At 48.8% G+C, this 18,167-nt stretch carries 12 protein-coding genes; 5 read left to right on the forward strand and 7 right to left on the reverse strand.

From position 1 onward, the window contains the following. Positions 1 to 51 precede the first annotated feature (51 nt). The 4 genes from IEY09_RS01715 to malQ are packed head-to-tail and all read right to left on the reverse strand — an operon-like array spanning position 52 to position 9,471. Positions 52 to 2,565 carry a glycogen/starch/alpha-glucan phosphorylase gene (locus IEY09_RS01715; RefSeq protein ID WP_188869600.1) on the reverse strand — a complete coding sequence of 838 codons (2,514 nt, stop codon included), beginning with the start codon at positions 2,563 to 2,565 and terminating at the stop codon, positions 52 to 54. A 2-nt stretch (positions 2,566 to 2,567) separates the two neighbouring features. After that, entirely contained in the window at positions 2,568 to 4,826 is a 2,259-nt protein-coding gene (gene glgX / locus IEY09_RS01720) for a glycogen debranching protein GlgX (RefSeq protein WP_188869602.1), read from the reverse strand. Next, positions 4,823 to 7,063 carry a 1,4-alpha-glucan branching protein GlgB gene (glgB, locus tag IEY09_RS01725; RefSeq protein WP_188869604.1) on the reverse strand — a complete coding sequence of 747 codons (2,241 nt, stop codon included), beginning with the start codon at positions 7,061 to 7,063 and terminating at the stop codon, positions 4,823 to 4,825. The genes glgX and glgB overlap by 4 nt, the downstream gene beginning before the upstream one ends. 17 nt (positions 7,064 to 7,080) lie before the next feature. Then, positions 7,081 to 9,471, reverse strand: a complete 2,391-nt coding sequence (gene malQ, locus IEY09_RS01730; protein WP_188869606.1) for a 4-alpha-glucanotransferase — start codon at positions 9,469 to 9,471, stop codon at positions 7,081 to 7,083. A gap of 508 nt (positions 9,472 to 9,979) precedes the next feature. Between malQ and IEY09_RS01735 the strand changes: the two genes are divergently transcribed. Then, the gene (locus IEY09_RS01735; protein WP_037416025.1) at positions 9,980 to 10,612 is read left to right on the forward strand and encodes a peptidylprolyl isomerase; all 633 of its coding nucleotides are present in this window, start codon (positions 9,980 to 9,982) and stop codon (positions 10,610 to 10,612) included. A 68-nt stretch (positions 10,613 to 10,680) separates the two neighbouring features. On the opposite strand, the gene IEY09_RS01740 is transcribed toward IEY09_RS01735, so the two are convergent. Then, positions 10,681 to 11,157, reverse strand: coding sequence for a MarR family winged helix-turn-helix transcriptional regulator (locus tag IEY09_RS01740; RefSeq protein ID WP_037416024.1), 477 nt, complete (start codon positions 11,155 to 11,157; stop codon positions 10,681 to 10,683). A gap of 327 nt (positions 11,158 to 11,484) precedes the next feature. Here IEY09_RS01740 and yiaY point away from each other — a divergent pair, with 327 nt between their 5' ends. The 4 genes from yiaY to IEY09_RS01760 all read left to right on the forward strand — a co-directional run bounded on the left by yiaY (position 11,485) and on the right by IEY09_RS01760 (position 15,983). After that, positions 11,485 to 12,633: an L-threonine dehydrogenase gene (gene yiaY, locus IEY09_RS01745; RefSeq protein ID WP_037416021.1), complete on the forward strand. Its 1,149-nt coding sequence runs from the start codon at positions 11,485 to 11,487 to the stop codon at positions 12,631 to 12,633. A 685-nt stretch (positions 12,634 to 13,318) separates the two neighbouring features. Next, positions 13,319 to 13,690, forward strand: a complete 372-nt coding sequence (locus tag IEY09_RS01750) for a hypothetical protein (RefSeq protein WP_037416019.1) — start codon at positions 13,319 to 13,321, stop codon at positions 13,688 to 13,690. Between the two features lie 707 nt (positions 13,691 to 14,397). After that, positions 14,398 to 15,696, forward strand: coding sequence for an NAD(P)/FAD-dependent oxidoreductase (locus tag IEY09_RS01755; RefSeq protein WP_037416017.1), 1,299 nt, complete (start codon positions 14,398 to 14,400; stop codon positions 15,694 to 15,696). A gap of 74 nt (positions 15,697 to 15,770) precedes the next feature. After that, positions 15,771 to 15,983 carry a hypothetical protein gene (locus tag IEY09_RS01760; protein WP_037425550.1) on the forward strand — a complete coding sequence of 71 codons (213 nt, stop codon included), beginning with the start codon at positions 15,771 to 15,773 and terminating at the stop codon, positions 15,981 to 15,983. 37 nt (positions 15,984 to 16,020) lie between these two features. On the opposite strand, the gene IEY09_RS01765 is transcribed toward IEY09_RS01760, so the two are convergent. After that, a complete protein-coding gene (locus tag IEY09_RS01765) occupies positions 16,021 to 16,389 on the reverse strand; it encodes an acyl-CoA thioesterase (protein ID WP_007646510.1) in 369 nt (122 codons plus the stop codon). Positions 16,390 to 16,763: 374 nt separating this feature from the next. Beyond that, positions 16,764 to 18,086 carry an isocitrate lyase gene (aceA, locus tag IEY09_RS01770; protein ID WP_037425548.1) on the reverse strand — a complete coding sequence of 441 codons (1,323 nt, stop codon included), beginning with the start codon at positions 18,084 to 18,086 and terminating at the stop codon, positions 16,764 to 16,766. Positions 18,087 to 18,167: the final 81 nt, after the last annotated feature.

The following is an 18,167-nucleotide window of genomic DNA, read 5'->3' on the forward strand; positions in this document are numbered from 1 at the left end:
GGCCGCAGGATTGCATACAACTGCGTATTCCTTCGCTCATTAACGACTCCCTTACAGTTTCCAAATTTCATCCCGATAGCCTGCAATCGTCACATCACTGGAGAAGCGACCACTGGCCGCCGTGTTGCGAATGCTCATTTGCGTCCACTTTTTCGGATCTTTATAAGCCTTAGCCACAGCCTCTTGGGCGAGGCGATAACTATCGAAATCCGCCGCAGTCATCCACTGATCGTCCGCGCTTTCAATCGAGGCGATAATCGGGTCGAAAATTCCCGGTTCCAGTAGGTTAAAATGGCCGCTCTTGAGTAAAGCCATGACTTCGGATAAGGCGTGGGACTCGGCGATAATGCGCTGAGGTTGGTAATCACAGCGCATTTGGGCCACTTGCTCGGCGTTGAGGCCAAAGAGGAAGAAGTTATCCTCGCCTACCTCTTCGAGCATCTCGATATTGGCGCCATCTAAGGTGCCTATGGTGAGTGCGCCGTTCATCATAAACTTCATATTGCCCGTGCCAGAGGCCTCCTTACCCGCGGTGGAGATTTGTTCGGAGACATCGGTGCCGGGGCAGATTTTTTCCATCGCACTGACGTTGTAATTGGGCAGAAACGCAAAGCGCAGATAAGGCGCCACCACAGGATCGCAATTGACCATATGGGCAACATTACTGGCGAGTTTGATGATGAGCTTCGCCATAAAGTAACCGGGTGCAGCCTTGCCACCGATCAGCACGCAACGTGGCACCAGATGCTCTGTATGCCCCTGCTGGATTTGATGGTAAAGATGAATAACATGCAGAATATTGAGTAGCTGACGCTTGTACTCGTGGATCCGCTTGACCTGCACATCAAACAGCATTGAAGGGTCAAACTCGACGCCACATTCCTTAGCGATCATCTTGGCCAGTACAGCCTTGTTGGCTTGCTTCACTTCACGCCACTTTTGAATAAAGCTGGCGTCTTGGGTTAAGGCATTGAGCGCCGTCAGTTGGCTTAAGTCCGTCACCCAACCTTTGCCTAAATGGTTGGTTAACAGTTTGGCGAGTGAAGGGTTGCAGTGGGCTAACCAACGTCTTGGTGTCACGCCGTTAGTACGATTGTTAAACTTCTCCGGCCACAGGCTATAAAAATCCTTAAACAGGCCCGACTTTAACAATTGGGTATGTAATCCAGCGACACCGTTTACCGAAAAGCTGGCCACTATGGCTAAATAGGCCATGCGCACATGGGGATCGGGGCCATCTTGAATAATCGACATGCTGGCCAGTTTGGCACCATCCCCCGGCCAGTGGTGGGCAACTAAATCGAGGTATCTGGCGTTGATTTCATAGATGATTTCTAAAATACGCGGCAGCATCAATGCCATCATACGCACAGGCCAGCGCTCTAATGCCTCGGGTAGCAGCGTATGATTGGTATAAGCAATGGTTTGACTGGTGATCGACCAAGCGGCATCCCATTCGAGACCATATTCATCCACCAGCAGCCGCATTAACTCGGGGACAGCAATACTGGGATGAGTGTCATTCAATTGCATCACATTTTTTTCAGCAAAATGAGTGAAATCATTGCCATGGTGATGTACCCAACGTTTTAAAATTGCCTGTAAGCTAGCGGAAGACAAAAAATATTGCTGACGCAGCCGCAGCTCCTTACCGTTTTCGCTGGCATCGTTGGGGTAAAGCACCATAGTGATCTGCTCGGCGAGGTTTTTACGCGCCACGGCCTCTGTGTAATCGCCTTGGTTAAATTCTGCTAAGTCAAAATCATCCGTCGCTTCAGCCTTCCAAAGTCTTAAGCTATTCACGCGGCCATTACGATAACCGGGGACAGGCATATCGTAGGCAACAGCGAGCACATCTTGGGTATCGACCCAAATCATGTGCCTGCGCCCTTGTTTATCGACATAGGATTCGGTGTGACCAAAGAACTTTACCGTCACATTATGGTGCGGAACACGCACCTCCCACGGGTTGCCCTCACGTAACCAGCGGTCTGGGCGCTCAACCTGATAACCATCAACTATCTTTTGGGCGAACATGCCGTATTCATAACGAATGCCATACCCAGTAACGGATAAATCCATGCTGGCGCAACTATCGAGAAAACAAGCAGCAAGCCGCCCAAGGCCACCATTGCCTAAGCCCGCGTCATGTTCGGCCTCTTCTATCTCCTCGAGTGAAACAGAGTAATGGCTTAACGCCTCGCGGCTATCTTGCTCTAACTCTAAGTTTAACAAGGCATTGCCCAGTGTCCTGCCCATTAAAAACTCGAGTGACAAATAGGCCACTTGTTTGTTGTCGTAGCAGCTATCTTTGATGCGCGTCTCACGCCAATCATCCAGCATTTGCTCTTTTACGCTGAGAGCCAGCGCTTGAAATAATTCACCACGCGCCCCTTCGCCGCGGCTTAATCCATAGCGAACATGGCGAGTAAACGAAGCGGGCAAGGCATCACAGGGCTCGCAGGGTTCGGGTGCTGGTTTTTTCTTAGTTTCAACGGCTTTTGTTGAACGTTTTTTGGGAGTAACGCCGCTGGTATTTGGGCTCAGCTCACTGTTATGACTCATAGTTAATTCCTTATAAAATCAGCATGAAACAGCATAAGACTGCGATCCTGTAGCAAGTACCGCGTCGGTGAGGACTGAGCATCCAGCGGCTCAGTGGGAGTTAAAAATTGCGGATCGGTTTGGGTATGCAACAGACATTGCCACGGCCCTAAACCGTCAAAAACCGGCAGGGTAAAGGCCAAAGGGTGCTCATCAGCATTAACCATCAACAGCAGTGCTTGAAGGTTGTCATCCTGAGTCTGCGGCTGAGTTGCGGTTAAATTGCCTGATAACACCACACTAAGACTGCGGCCCATAGACTCGCTCCACAGACTTTTGCTCATAGGTTCACCTTGACGGCTAAACCAATCCAGCCTCACCCCCGCACGGGTTGAGACAGGGCTTGCAGCTTGGATTGCAGATGCCTCAGGCGACCAATTGAAGGCATTGGCCACTAGCTGCTCATGGATAAAACGTTTGGCGCACAGCAGCGGGAAGCGTTTACGCAAGGCAATCAGCTGTGAGGTGAAATTCAGCAATGAGCTATCCATGCCATCCGATGACCAATCGAACCAATTCAAGGGGTTATCTTGGCAATAGGCGTTATTATTCCCGCCTTGGGTGCGGCCCGCCTCATCACCACTGAGTAACATAGGCACCCCTTGGGAGAGAAATAGCGTGGTCAATAGATTGCGTTGCTGGCGGGCGCGCAGCGCAAGAATGGTGGCATCCTTAGTGTCGCCCTCTACCCCATAGTGATAGCTGAAGTTCTCATGGTGGCCGTCGCGGTTTTCTTCACCGTTGGCCCAATTGTGCCGCTCGCAATAACTCACTAAATCTTTAAGGGTAAAACCATCGTGACTGGTTAAAAAATTGATACTGGCGGCAGGAGGCCGGCCGCTATGCTCAAAGAAATCCCCCGAGCCATGAAAACGCCGCGCAAACTCGGGCAACATGCCATGATCGCCGCGCCAAAAACGCCGCATAGTGTCGCGGTATCTGTCATTCCACTCGCTAAAGGCCACCGGGAAATTGCCGAGCTGATACCCACCTGGGCCAATATCCCAAGGCTCGGCAATCAGCTTCACCCGGCACAACACAGGGTCTTGCAGCAGCGCATCGAAAAAACCACTTCCGGGGTCAAATCCATAGGCTTCACGGCCAAGGCAGGCGGCTAAATCGAAACGAAAACCATCAACGCCCATCACTTCGACCCAGTAACGCAGCGAATCTAACACCAACTGCAACATGCGCGGATGGTTGAGGTTTAAGGTATTACCGCAGCCAGTATCATTGATATAAAAGCGTTTATCATTTGGATGCAGGCGGTAATAACTCAGATTGTCGATACCGCGAAAGCTAAAGGTCGGCCCGAGGCGACTGCCCTCGGCGCTATGGTTATAGACCACATCGAGAATGACTTCGATACCCGCGCCATGCAGTGCATCCACCATGTTACGAAACTCAGCGATATCCTCACTCGAGAGATAACTCGGCTCAGGCGCAAAAAAGCCAATGCTGTTGTAGCCCCAATAGTTAGATAGCTGTTTTTCAAGTAAAAAAGGCTCGGAGAAGAATGCCTGAACTGGCAGTAACTCGACGCAATTTACGCCGAGATTAACTAAGTAATCTATCGCCGCCTTCGATGCTAGCCCAGCAAAGGTGCCACGCAGCGGCGTATCTATCTCAGGGTGCAGTGCGGTAAAACCCTTTATGTGCATCTCATAGATAATGCACTGCTCAAGCGGTAGTGGCTCACGCTTACTCGAGAGAGGCCGAATAGTATGCGCCTTAGCGGCATTAAAAAGAGGTCGAGTATCGACCACTTTGCATTTGGGGACAAAAGCCGCGTTATCTAAGGTGCTGAAAGATAAGTCTTCATTAGGACTATCTATCTCATAGCCAAAGTTGGCGATATGGTGATGATAACGCCCCACGAGCTGGCGCGCGTAAGGGTCTAACAACAATTTATGCGGATTAAATCTGTGGCCTAATTGCGGCTCGTAGGGACCATAGACACGGTAGCCATACAGCTGGCCAGCACTCAGCCCATGCACATACAAATGCCAGATTTGCTGGGTTTGCTCCGTCAAGGCGATGCGCTGAATTTCCACCTCGCCTTGGGCATCAAACAGACACAACTCCACCCCTGTGGCATGGGCCGAAAACAGGGCGAAATTCACCCCGCCATCATCGACCGTCGCCCCTAAGGGAAAAGGCTGCCCCGCACTTAGGTTAAAGGCGGTTGAGCCATCAGCATTTACAGGTACAGGATTCGTCATAGGCTAACATCTCTGTCGGGCGCATCCGTCGCAGGCCCGAGGATTAAGCAACCCAGGGGCGGCACAGTGATCAACGCGCTCGATGCCATTCCCTGCCAAGGTAAATCTTCGGCAACCACCTTGCCCGCATTCCCCTGATTGCTGCCACCATAGAGATGGCTGTCGCTATTGAGGTACTCACAAAAATCCCCGCCTTGGGGCAAGCCGATACGAAATCCTTGGTGCAGGGTTGGTGTCATATTCACCACAAACACTAAGGGCACATCACTGCCCTCGCCATAGCGAACAAAGCTAAAAATACTGTCGCGGCCATTGTCACAATCGAGCCAGCGAAAACCCTGCGAGTCATAGTCGAGCACGGATAAGGCGGGGAATTGGCGATAGAGCTGATTCAAATCCCGAAGCCAGCGCTGCACGCCTTGGTGAGGCTCGAAGGCGAGCAAATGCCAATCGAGGCTATGGTTATGGTTCCATTCGTCGCGCTGGGCGAACTCGCTGCCCATAAACAGTAGTTTTTTGCCCGGATGCCCCCACATAAAGCCGTAATAGGCCCTGAGGGTAGCGAATTTTTGCCAATCATCGCCGGGGATTTTATGCAGCAAAGAGCCCTTGCCGTGCACTACTTCATCGTGGCTTATCGACAGCATAAATTGCTCCGAATAGGCATACATCAGGCTAAAGGTCAGCTGGTTATGGTGATATTGGCGATAGATGGGATCGCGGCCCAAGTAACTTAGGCTGTCGTTCATCCAGCCCATATTCCACTTAAAACCAAACCCCAGCCCGCCGCTATCCGTCGGCTTAGTCACCCCCGCAAAGGCGGTTGACTCTTCGGCTATCATGCAAATGCCAGGGAAGGCTTGATACAAACGTTGATTCAACATTTGCAGAAAATGAATCGCCTCTAAATTCTCCCGTCCGCCATAGGCATTGGGCAGCCATTGCCCAGGTTCGCGGCTGTAGTCCAGGTACAACATGGATGACACCGCATCGAGCCTTAGCCCATCGAGGTGAAATTCCCGCAGCCAATAGCAGGCATTGCTAAGCAGAAAGCTGCGCACCTCACCGCGATCGTAGTTATAGATCAGGGTATCCCAATCGGGGTGCGTGCCTTTGCGCGGATCTTCATGTTCGTAGAGGCAAGTGCCATCGAAACGCACAAGGCCATGGGGATCCTTAGGGAAATGCGCCGCGACCCAATCGAGTAACACGCCAATCTCGGCCTGATGGCAGGCATCGATAAAGGCCTTTAAGCCATTAGCATCACCAAAACGATGGGTCGGCGCATACAGACCAACGGGTTGATACCCCCAAGAGCCATCGAAGGGATATTCACTGATCGGCATCAACTCGATATGGGTAAAGCCTTGCTCTTTCACATAGGGGATCAACTGCTCGATTAAGTCTTGATAATCAAAATATTGCTCACCAAACTCGCCTTTTCGGCGCCAAGAGCCTAACTGCACTTCGTAGATAGACATGGGCGCACGGTGCCAAGCCGTGCTCGCCCGTTTGTCCATCCATTGTGTATCTGCCCAAGGGTGTTGGTGTTTTTTCGGCACTATGGAGGCATTGTGCGGCGCACATTCCATTTGGGTCGCCATAGGGTCAGATTTAGCGTGACGCTCGCCATTTTGATAAATCAAATCAAACTTATAGTGCGCGCCTTCGGCAACATCAGGCAGGAAAATCTCCCACAAGCCGTTGGCCAGATGCTGGCGCATCACATGGCGAGTATCGTCCCAGTGGTTAAAATCCCCCACCACAGAGACTCGTTTAGCATTGGGTGCCCATACGCAAAAATGGACGCCTTCTACGCTATCGACTTGGTGCCAGTTCGCACCTAAAAAGCGATAGGCCTGCTCAGAACTTCCCTCGCCGAAGAGGTATAAGTCCTGACTATCGAGGAGTGAACCAAACTGATAAGGATCGATAATATTCAGCTCGCAAAGGGGATAAGTCACCCGTAGCGCATACAAAAAGGGCTTAACCCGTCTGCCAAGCGTGCCCGCAAACAGCCCCGCCTCATTGACGCGCTCAAGGCTCGCCACCTTACGGCCATCCTTAAGACTTATCACATCAACCTTTTGGGCATTGCGTAAAAAACAGCGCACCACCAAGGCCTTGCCCTCGTTGATACTGTGCATACCAAGCAGGGAAAACACATCCGTATATTGACCGTTTAACAGCGCGACATCGCTACCGTCATAGAAGTAAGTCTGGGCTTGAGTCATCATTTGGCTTCCATTTTTAGTCAAAGGGTATCTGTATGCGCAGCCGTCTCTGGCAAATGTCTTGCCGCAGCAATGCGTTGCAAACGCTTAGCCAGCGTAGGCCTAGCTGCGGCTTCACTTAGGCTGATGGGCAATCGCCGCTGCCAATTAGGGTACTCGAGCCAAGTGCCGGGAATATTCACCGCATGGCGATCCCCGAGCAGATCGCACCACTGCACGCTGTAAAGCGCGCTATTGCCCGAGGCGCCAAAGGGCATCCACGCCGTTAATAAATCTTCAATATCAATCTGTTGAATATCTGTCTCGGCTAATAAGCCCTGGGAGATTAAGCACTGCGCGAGCTGGTGTTTTTCCTGCTCTCGCCCTGCGAGCGCTTCTCCCAGTTCATCATCAGTCTTGAGCAGTTCGAGTTGTCGCCTCAGGTGCAAATCGCTGCCCGTCCACCAAGCCACTAAGGTCGGTACATCGTGGTTTGCCAGCATCATCAAACTCTGGAACTTATACTGGCTTGGTGGCTTAAAGCCCTGATGGTCTTTGCAGAAGTAGAACAACTCGTTGGAATAGATCCCCGCCTGATACAGGCGATGAATAATATCGGGCGGCACTAGGCCTAAATCCTCACCAATCACCACGCAGCGAGCACGTTGACTCTCAAGGCAGAGAATCGCCAACAGGGTTTCGACCGGGTAATACACATAGGCGCCATGGCCCAGACGTTTATCCAGTGGCCACCACCAGAGTCGCAGCAGCCCCATCACATGGTCGATTCGCAGCGCACCGCAGTGGGTCATATTGGCGCGAGTCAGCTCAATAAAATGACGATATTGATGCTGCTTTAGTTTGACGGGATCGAGGGGCGTGAGACCCCAGTTTTGTCCCTGCGGCGCGAAGGGATCTGGCGGTGCGCCTATGCTGGCGTTTAAGCAAAACTGCTGCGAATTGGCTTGAACCTCAACGCCCTGCAACGCTGCGCCCACGGCTAAATCGCGGATAAGCCCTATGCCCATTCCCGCTTCTTTGGCTTTGAGTTGGCACAATTGCAGTTGATCTTCAGCCACAAACTGCAGGTATAAATAAAAGCCTTCATCCTGTGCGATGGCCCTTGGACTGCGTAGCGATTCGGCTTGGGCAAATTCCCTGAGCGGCGCGCCCTGCTCTGCCACAAAATCCTTAAAACGCTGCGCCCTTGGAGTGTTTGGCTGTAAATGGTGTTCGCAAAAGACAGTGTATAAACGTGCAAAGGCGCGGTACTTAAGCTCGCTGACTTTGGGGTAATCAAGCCAGTTATCCGCATTGAGTAGGGCAATGGCTTCTTGCCATTCCTTTGTGGCAAACTCCGCCTTTAATGGCTCAAATTCAGGCACGCTAGGTAAATGAATATATAGCGGATTAAGCCTTCGACGATCGCAGGGACTATAGGGACTCGGATGTTCCGGCACGGCAATATCTAAAGCATGCAATGGATTGAGTTGAATAAAATCGGCGCCATACTCGGCCACTAAACCGATAAGCTGCTCTAAATCGCCAAAGTCGCCCATGCCCCATTGGCTTTCACTGCGCAGACTATAAAGCTGAAGGCTCACACCCCAAGGTTTATGGCGCTTTCCTTGAGCCACAGCGCTCATCACCCCTTGATAGGCGGTTCTCGGCGCCACCATAAAAGTGCCATGGAACTCAGTCACCTTGCTTGCAGAAGATATACTTGCTGCTGAGGTTCCTGCACTTGATACGCCTTGCTGATCATCCGCCAGCCCAAGCAAACTGACGCTCAGGGTGTGGTACCCAAGCCCCAGGCAAGATAAATCACTTAAGTTGTCTTTATTGTCAGATGTATTTGGCGCGGTGCTAACATTTTCCCATGAACGGCGAGTCTCTGAATCGATATATGGCTCACTGGTATCGTCCACATCACGGCAATAAAACTCATGACCTAAGAGGTCGAGGCGATATTGCAGGAACTGACACTCATTGGCAAAGGGGCTATTGCCAAACTGCGCCAACTCCTGCGCCTGAATCCGATAATCCCCAATGGGTTTTAGCGCCGAAAACGGCACCTCGAGGATAACCCTCTCCCCTTGCTCACAGGTAAAGGTGAGCAGCAGATCGCCACGGTAAGATTGAGGTAAATACAGACAGACCCAAGGTTCGTCGACATAGCACCAATGAAACGCTGGCAACACTTGTGTCCAATGGTGTGCATCGAGTTGATACACCTGAGCGTCAAGCTCGTCGCCACTGGGTAAACTCGTTAACGGTTCATCCTTTGCCTCGCAGGACTGAGTATTTTTTTCCTGCAACATACAGGTCAAAATCCCTTGCCTGTCAGCCTCGGGAATGCGGATGTACTGGCCAAAGCAGTCGGTAAAGTCTGCCCCCACGCCCCGCAAATACAGCAACTTCTCCAGCCCCATATTTGTCGCCCCCGCGACTGCTCATCCATAGTCTTAGATAGGCAGTAACCATGCCAGCGCAAAATAACAGCATGAAGACAGATTTGTGTCAGCCAGATGACAACAAAGAAAACTTATAAATCAGCATCTTGAATAAAATACGTGCCTTTATCACCCAAGCCTTTGCCCACCGAGCTATCTAGCAAACGCACTAGTTTGAAGCAGGGAGTGATTAAAAAAGGTGCAACGCGCTTAAATGGCGCAAGCAAAACAGCATCTTATCTTTGAGTACATTAGTGAGCTTTATCCCTTAGGTTGAATGCCTCTCTGGCACGGGGGTGATTAGATTGGCAACTAGCTGCAACACTTTGTATCAATTACATTTTTCATCTTGAAATTCCCTTCATCGCTCTGTCACTATGCGCGCACAAAACAAAAACAACACTTAATCGCAACATTTACCCATGCCCGCTTACATTATCCAAGCAGGCAAAGGCGTGGCGAACAACGCAAAAATAAGGAAATTGATATGAAAAGAATCACGGGACTTTTACTCGCCAGCAGTTTGAGCATGGTCCTCAGTGCCTGCGGCGGTGGCGAAGATGATCTCACTCCCAATATCCCCAAACCCGACCCAACTCCACCGAGCTTAAGTGCCGATGTCTGTTATTTAATGAGTACCACAAAGGGGGATTTAACCTTAGCCATCGACCTCACCCATATGCCCATCACGGGCAAGAACTTTAAACAGTATGTCGATAAGTCCTTCTATAACGGCACCTTATTCCACAGAACCATTAATAACTTTATGATCCAAGGCGGCGGTTTCACCACGGGATTACAGAGCAAGCCAACGAGCTCGCCGATTAAAAACGAGGCCGCCGTCGGCATCAGCAACAAACGTGGCACAATCGCGATGGCGCGTACCACAGTGTCAGACTCAGCAACATCACAGTTCTTTATCAATGTGTTAGATAATCCGCAGCTCGATGCTTCGGCAAGCAGCTATGGTTATGCTGTGTTTGGTAAAGTCATCGAAGGGATGGATGTGGTCGATCAGATAAGCATTGTGCCGACCAAAACCAGCAACGGTTTTAACGACACACCAGTGACTGAGATTTTGATTAATAGTGTGACAGAAACCAACTGCCCCAAAGCTTGATAAATACTCGGGGTTAAATAAAAAGCACTGATTTATCAGTGCTTTTTATTATTCTCGGCCCAAGGAGATTATTCATCCCCTTGAATTTTACCCACCAACAGCATAGGTGCTGCGTCGATTTTATCGGCGTCCATCATGGCCGCAATTCGCTCCACCGATGAGAGTAGCTGACTCTGCTCCCACTCTTCAAGATTTTGATATTGCTTAATAAAGTGTTCCTGAAGTGGTTTAGGAGACGCCTCTAAAAGTGCACGCCCCGCATCACTTAAATACAAATGGACTTTACGCTTATCGGACTCGCTGCGTTTGCGGATCACTAATCCCCGCCCTTCGAGCCTATCAATAATTGTTGTCACAGTGGCTGGGCTGAGGGTGATTTCTTCGGCCACCTGCTTGGCTAAGGGAGCGCCGAGTTGGGCAATCTTCTGCATCACCATCAACTGTGGTCCCGTCAAGCCGGAATGCTTATTGAGTTGCCGCGAATGAATGTCGATAGCGCGGATCACGCGGCGCAGTGAAATCAGCAGTTGTTCATATTTTTCCATCGTACTTCACATACTCCTCATCAACTCAACGGCCGCACCTTACCAGAAACTCAACCACAACTCACCTTGGCGGGCAATTTTATCGCGTAATAATCTGAGTTTAACTAAACAAGCAAAAGCTGAAAAAAACGTTAAAAAACATAGCGTATGCAGCCCTTAATCTCTGTCATAAAAATTCATTATTTAGTTATCTAGTTCCAACTTTAGTGCGAATTTCACCTCAGGAATCTATCTAAACCGATCTAGATCACAACTTGGCTACCCCTTAATTGGTAGTTTGGTCACCAGAAAGAAACAAATTTAATATACAAGCAAATAGGTGGATATATGGCTGCTAAATTTTTTATTCCTTCCGTCAACGTATTAGGCAAAGGCGCAGTAGATGATGCTATTGGTGATATCAAAACCTTAGGCTTTAAACACGCGCTAATTGTGACGGATAAACCTTTAGTTAATATTGGCCTAGTCGGTGAAGTTGTCGAAAAACTCGGCCAAAATGGTATTACCTCAACCGTGTTTGATGGCGTACAACCTAACCCAACCGTTGGGAACGTTGAAGCGGGTCTTGCGCTGTTAAAAGCCAATCAATGCGATTTTGTGATTTCACTCGGTGGCGGCTCACCACACGATTGCGCTAAAGGTATCGCTCTTGTGGCAACCAACGGCGGCAGCATCAAAGACTACGAAGGCTTAGACCAATCCGCTAAGCCACAACTGCCATTAGTAGCCATTAACACCACCGCCGGCACCGCCAGTGAAATGACCCGTTTTTGTATCATCACTGACGAAGCTCGCCATATCAAAATGGCAATTGTCGATAAACACACCACCCCATTACTGTCTGTGAATGACCCAGAGCTGATGCTGAAAAAACCAGCAAGCCTCACTGCTGCAACGGGCATGGACGCGCTGACCCACGCGGTTGAAGCCTATGTGTCTATCGCAGCGAACCCAATTACCGATGCCTGCGCCATTAAGGCCATTGAGCTTATCCAGGGCAACTTAGTGAATGCGGTAAAACAAGGCCAAGATATCGAGGCCCGTGAGCAAATGGCCTATGCGCAATTCTTAGCGGGTATGGCCTTTAACAACGCCAGCTTAGGTTATGTGCATGCCATGGCACACCAATTAGGCGGTTTCTACGATCTGCCCCACGGTGTGTGTAACGCCCTCTTATTACCCCATGTGCAAGAATACAACGCTAAAGTGGTACCGCATCGCTTAAAAGATATCGCCAAAGCGATGGGTGTCGATGTTGCCAATATGACGGATGAGCAAGGTGCTGCGGCTGCAATCACCGCGATTAAAGCCCTATCCGTTGCGGTAAATATTCCAGAAAACCTGACGTTACTCGGGGTTAAAGCAGAAGATATTCCAACGCTGGCTGAAAACGCCTTGAAGGATGCCTGTGGTTTCACTAACCCTAAACAGGCAACCCATGAAGAGATCTGCCAGATCTTCACGAATGCGTTATAAGTCATACAAGCTCTAACGCTTATCAGCGCGCCAATTGACAGGATGTTGTTCGGCTAGCGCAAGCTAACGACATAGAATCGGCCTAAACAAGTTCCCTTGTTTGGGCCTTTCTTTTTATGCATCAAAGACACCTTTAACACCACATGATCACAGCAAAAACCGCCGTAACGTCTTAATCTTCGGCAATTGAGATCGCGCAGATCGAAAATTCCATCAAATAGCGCAAAAACGTGATCTTGGTGGGTTACATGCTGTTACAAATCCGCTAGACTGGCTCCAGTTCGCTTTTTCCCTGCAAAAGATGAAGCCAGCTGAGAGGCCCGTTTTAAGGAACGGGCCTCTGTCCATTCAAGCCCTCATCAACCATGCACTTCCCTCATATTTTGCTAATGTTAAATAGCATACTCATCAAAACATTTTTATACCTATCATTAATTGGTGCTTTATTGCGCAGTAGTTAAGCAAAAACGAATTTGAATGCAAAACTGAGAGATAGCCCAAAGTTATTCGTTAAAAACTCATGCTAAATAACAGCTATGGCAAATAAATTAACTCGCTCATTTTTATATAAAAACACTTGTAAAAACGGTGATTTATCTAGGACGGTATCAGCGTAATTAATGATTGACCGAATTCAAAAACGATGCCTATGATGGCAGCAACATCCTCTACAGGTAGGTACGCTATGACAGCAATTACTCATGTATATAACTACACAGTTAGATGTCCGCATTACAAAGATCCCGAACATACCGCAAGTTGGTTAAACCACATTGAATTAAACCAATCGAGTGAAATTGCATTAAACCGTATCACCAAATGGCATGAACTCTCAGGCACTAAATCCTTTGAAACCAGTAAGTTTGTCGTCCGCAAAGCCGAAAATGAAGAAGCCTATTTTTCGATGCAAAGCGATAGACTTAAAAATGATGGTCATGCGCTCGTCACCTTTAAAATTTTCCTCGATACCTGTTGCGACAAGGCCGCTCCTGAAGAAATTATGCAGCACCTAATCCAAGACTATCAGCAACGTTTAGCCAAGCTAGAACAGGCATAGAACACCATTCGCCGTGGGCATGTAGCGTCAAATGCCCAATTATCCCAAAGGCCAAACCAACGTTTGGCCTTTTTGTTAAGTACTTTAGTCAAAGCTGCAGCAAGCAATTGTGATCTCATGCCTAGGGCGTGTTGACGTTTCAGTTTTTGGAGCAATTTGGCCAGTGTTTATACAAGGCAAAATCCGTGCTTGTAGTCATCCTACATAAACGGACAATAACGCAGCAGAAACGCTGCCCGAAGAGTTCGTCAGACAAGCACTTGCTCTTACTTTCTGTCATTAAGAGCCGCATGTCATTTGAGTAGAATAACTACGCATTATTCTTCGTTTCGCGAGCACTAGCTTGTCGGAATGAAATGTAATCTCGATACATCAATGCGCCCTAGGATTTAGTTAACTGATGACGATGGTGCTCACAAGCGGCATAAAGCGTTTCAGTTAAAAGAACTCTCCCGACACAAGCAGGTGAGCCAGCGCACATTTCACCAAAAAGTGACACGACACACATCACAATTTGCGATCAGCATAATCATACACTCAACCCCCATAAAAAAATAAGACTAATAAAATCAATAAATAATCATTATTCCTGACTCACTTCCCAACATATGGCCTCATTGCTTGAGACATAAAGCTAAGGTTAATATTTTGTTTCACAACCTTACCCTCTGCACAATCTAACGACACAACGAATAGGAATAAGCGGCATGGCTATAGCAAACATTGTTATCGTGGGTGGTGGTGCTGGCGGGATGGAGATTGCGACTAAATTAGGCCACAAACTGGGGCGCAAAGGAAAAGCAAAGATAACGTTAATCGATTGTGCTGAAAGCCATATTTGGAAGCCACTACTGCATGAGGTTGCGACTGGCGCACTCGATGTCGGTATCGACGCTTTAAGCTATCGAAGCCATGCAGCCGCCCATGGTTACCATTTTCAGCAGGGCGCTATGACGGATATCGATAGACAAAACAAACAAGTAGTGCTGTCAGCGATTTGTGATGATAAAGGTGATGTACTACTCCCATCTCGTCATATTGATTATGACTATTTAGTGGTCGCCATTGGCAGCATCGCTAATGACTTTAACATTCCAGGCGTACGTGAACATTGCCAATTTCTTGATAATACAGAGCAAGCAATGGCAATCCGCAAAATTTTGCTGAATAAGTTTCTCCGTTATGCCAGCCATAGCCTGCTGGCCGATAAAATTAAAATTGCTGTTGTAGGTGCAGGGGCCACTGGAGTAGAAATGTCTGCGGAAATGCACCATGCCGTGGATCAGCTGCGCGGGTTTGGCTATAACATCGATTCACGTCTTTTGGAGGTCACCCTCATTGAAGCTGATAAACGGATTTTACCTAAAGTAGAAAAGCGCGAAATTTCAGATTCAGTGACCAAAGAATTAGCCGCGCTCGGCGTTAAGGTCATGACTGAAACACGCATTAATCAGGTGGATGAAACGGGGTTGACCACAACAGATGGGCAGATGATCCCCGCCGATTTAGTGATCTGGTCTACAGGGGTAAAGGCACCGGATTTTCTGAAGGAAATTGGTGGACTAGAAACCAACCATATTAACCAGTTGGTGGTAAAACAGAATATGCAAACCAGCCGCGATCCGCATATTTTTGCAATTGGTGACTGTGCTGCTTGCCCACAACCCAACGGTACTTTTGTTCCACCAAGGGGGCAATCTGCACGACAAATGGCACTCATGACGGCCGACAATATTATGCTACTGCTTGCAGGACAAGACGCCCGTCATCAGTATGTTTATAAAGATCTTGGGTCGCTTGTTAACTTGTCGAAGTTTCATACTGTGGGCAACTTGCTGTCATTTATCGGCGGTGGAGTGATGGTCGAAGGTAAAATCGCTCGCTTTGTTTACACTTCTCTCTATCGGCGACATTTAATTGAACTGCACGGTGTGGTAAAAGGCAGCCTTTTAATGTTTGCTAAAGGTATTAGTCGCATTATTCATCCCCATCTCAAATTGCATTAGCAAGATTATTAAGGCGTTTTGCGTAACTATTTGGTATCTTGCGAGGCAACCGTTAGTTTTCAGGATGAATAACCATGAAAAAAGCTACACTCCTCATACTGCCATTGCTACTTGTCACCACGGCCTGCGCCGATTTAAAGGATGCGGGGCGTGCTATCGGCACCACCACTAAGGATGTCACTAAAGAGATTGGTCATGCCACCCGCGACACCACCAAAGCCATTGGTCATGCTTCAAGAGATGCAGTGAAATCGGTCAAAGAAGATCTTACTAAAGACTCAGAGTGACGCCCGTGCGTCACTCTGCTTTATCGGGGCTCAATCCTTAGGCCGCATTAGCACGAATACCATGGGGAACCGGTAATCCCTGCGCATTCACATTTACAAACACCATCTTATCGATACTCACCACAGGCGCCTGCGTCATCTTATTACGCACTTGGCAACTGACCGTAATGGAACTGTGCCCGAGGCTGACAAGCTCCAAGCCAAATTCCAACACATCCCCTTGGCGCGCCGGCGTCATAAAATTGATTTCAGAAATCAGCTTAGTCACATGGCTGGTGCTTTTCATCTGGCATGCAGCAAAGATAGCCGCCTCCTCGTCAATCCAACTCAATAACTGGCCGCCAAATAGGGTATTTGCAGGATTTAAATGTTCAGGTTTGACTAAACGACGACTGTAATATTTCATGACGGTGACCTCACTGTGAATGCTAAGTTTTACGGCCAATTCACAGCATTATTTAGGCCAAGATAAATAGCCATTGAATAACAATGAGATAGTATTAAGTCTTTGTAAAACGGTTAAAAAATTGCACCAACTCGAGTCAGAGTTGCACCAGAATAATCAATTAGATAAAAAAATAGCGACTCAGAGAGTCGCCAAGCACAGGCAAGCAAAGTATTGACTGGGTGGGAAGTTAAGTCACAAGAGTTGACTTAAAAACCCGTGCAGCACATGTAGGCGAACTGCACGGGGGACAACAGCTGCAATGCAGCTAAACACAGGGTTTACGGGTACAACATCTTACGGGTAGAACCTATTCGCGATACAACAGACTTCGCTTAAAACTGCTCTTCTTCAGTCGAGCCAGTCAACGCAGTCACCGATGAATGACCACCTTGGATAACCGTAGTCACTTGGTCGAAATAACCTGTGCCCACTTCCTGTTGATGCGCCACGAAGGTGTAACCTTTCTTCGCTGCCGCAAACTCAACTTCTTGAACTTTCTCAACATAATGCTTCATACCTTCACCACGAGCGTAATCGTAAGCTAGGTCAAACATGTTGTACCACATGTTGTGGATACCCGCTAAAGTGATGAATTGGTACTTGTAGCCCATGTCTGATAGTGCTTGTTGGAAACGGGCAATCGTTGCATCGTCCAGATTTTTCTTCCAGTTGAACGAAGGTGAACAGTTGTAGGCCAGCAATTGGTCTGGGTACTGAGCATGGATTGCCTCAGCAAAGCGGCGTGCTTCTTCTAAGTCAGGCTTAGCGGTTTCACACCAAATTAAATCCGCATAAGGTGCGTAGGCTAGACCGCGAGAAATCGCTTGGTCCAGACCCGCTTTTACGCGGTAGAAACCTTCATTGGTACGCTCGCCAGTCACAAAGTCACGATCGTACGGATCGCAATCAGAGGTCAATAAATCCGCCGCGTTCGCATCGGTACGAGCGATAACTAAGGTTTCAACACCGCTTACGTCGGCAGCCAGACGTGCTGCAACCAGTTTTTGTACAGCTTCTTGGGTTGGCACTAATACTTTACCGCCCATGTGGCCGCACTTTTTCACTGACGCTAATTGGTCTTCAAAGTGCACACCGGCGGCGCCTGCGTCGATCATTGACTTCATCAACTCGAACGCATTCAGTACGCCACCAAAACCGGCTTCAGCATCGGCAATAATGGGTAGGAAATAATCGACAAAGTTTTCATCTTCCGGATTAACCCCGTTGCTCCACTGGATTTGGTCAGCACGGCGGAAGGAGTTATTAATGCGTGAAACGACCGCAGGCACTGAGTTAGCTGGGTATAAGGATTGATCTGGGTACATAGTGCCCGCTAAGTTAGCGTCGGCAGCCACTTGCCAACCAGACAGATAAATCGCTTCGATACCCGCTTTAGCCTGTTGTACCGCTTGGCCGCCAGTCAGTGCGCCTAACGAGTTCACATAACCTTTTTTTGCGCCACCGTTGACGAGATCCCACAATTTAGCTGCACCACGCTTGGCAATGGTGTTTTCTGGAACAATTGAACCACGAAGTGCCACGACTTCTTCTGCAGTGTATGGGCGACGAACATTTTTCCAACGTGGATTCTCTGCCCAATCTTTTTTGATCGCGTCAATCTGCGCCTGACGTGAAGTCTGTGTTGCCTTAGTCATAGTGTCACTCCTTTCTGTATGATGTTGTAGCAAGTGACGCTGCCCCACCGCGTCACCCTGCCCATTGGTTTAATTGACGGT

The organism is Shewanella xiamenensis (assembly GCF_014647135.1).
Lineage (GTDB): Bacteria > Pseudomonadota > Gammaproteobacteria > Enterobacterales > Shewanellaceae > Shewanella > Shewanella xiamenensis.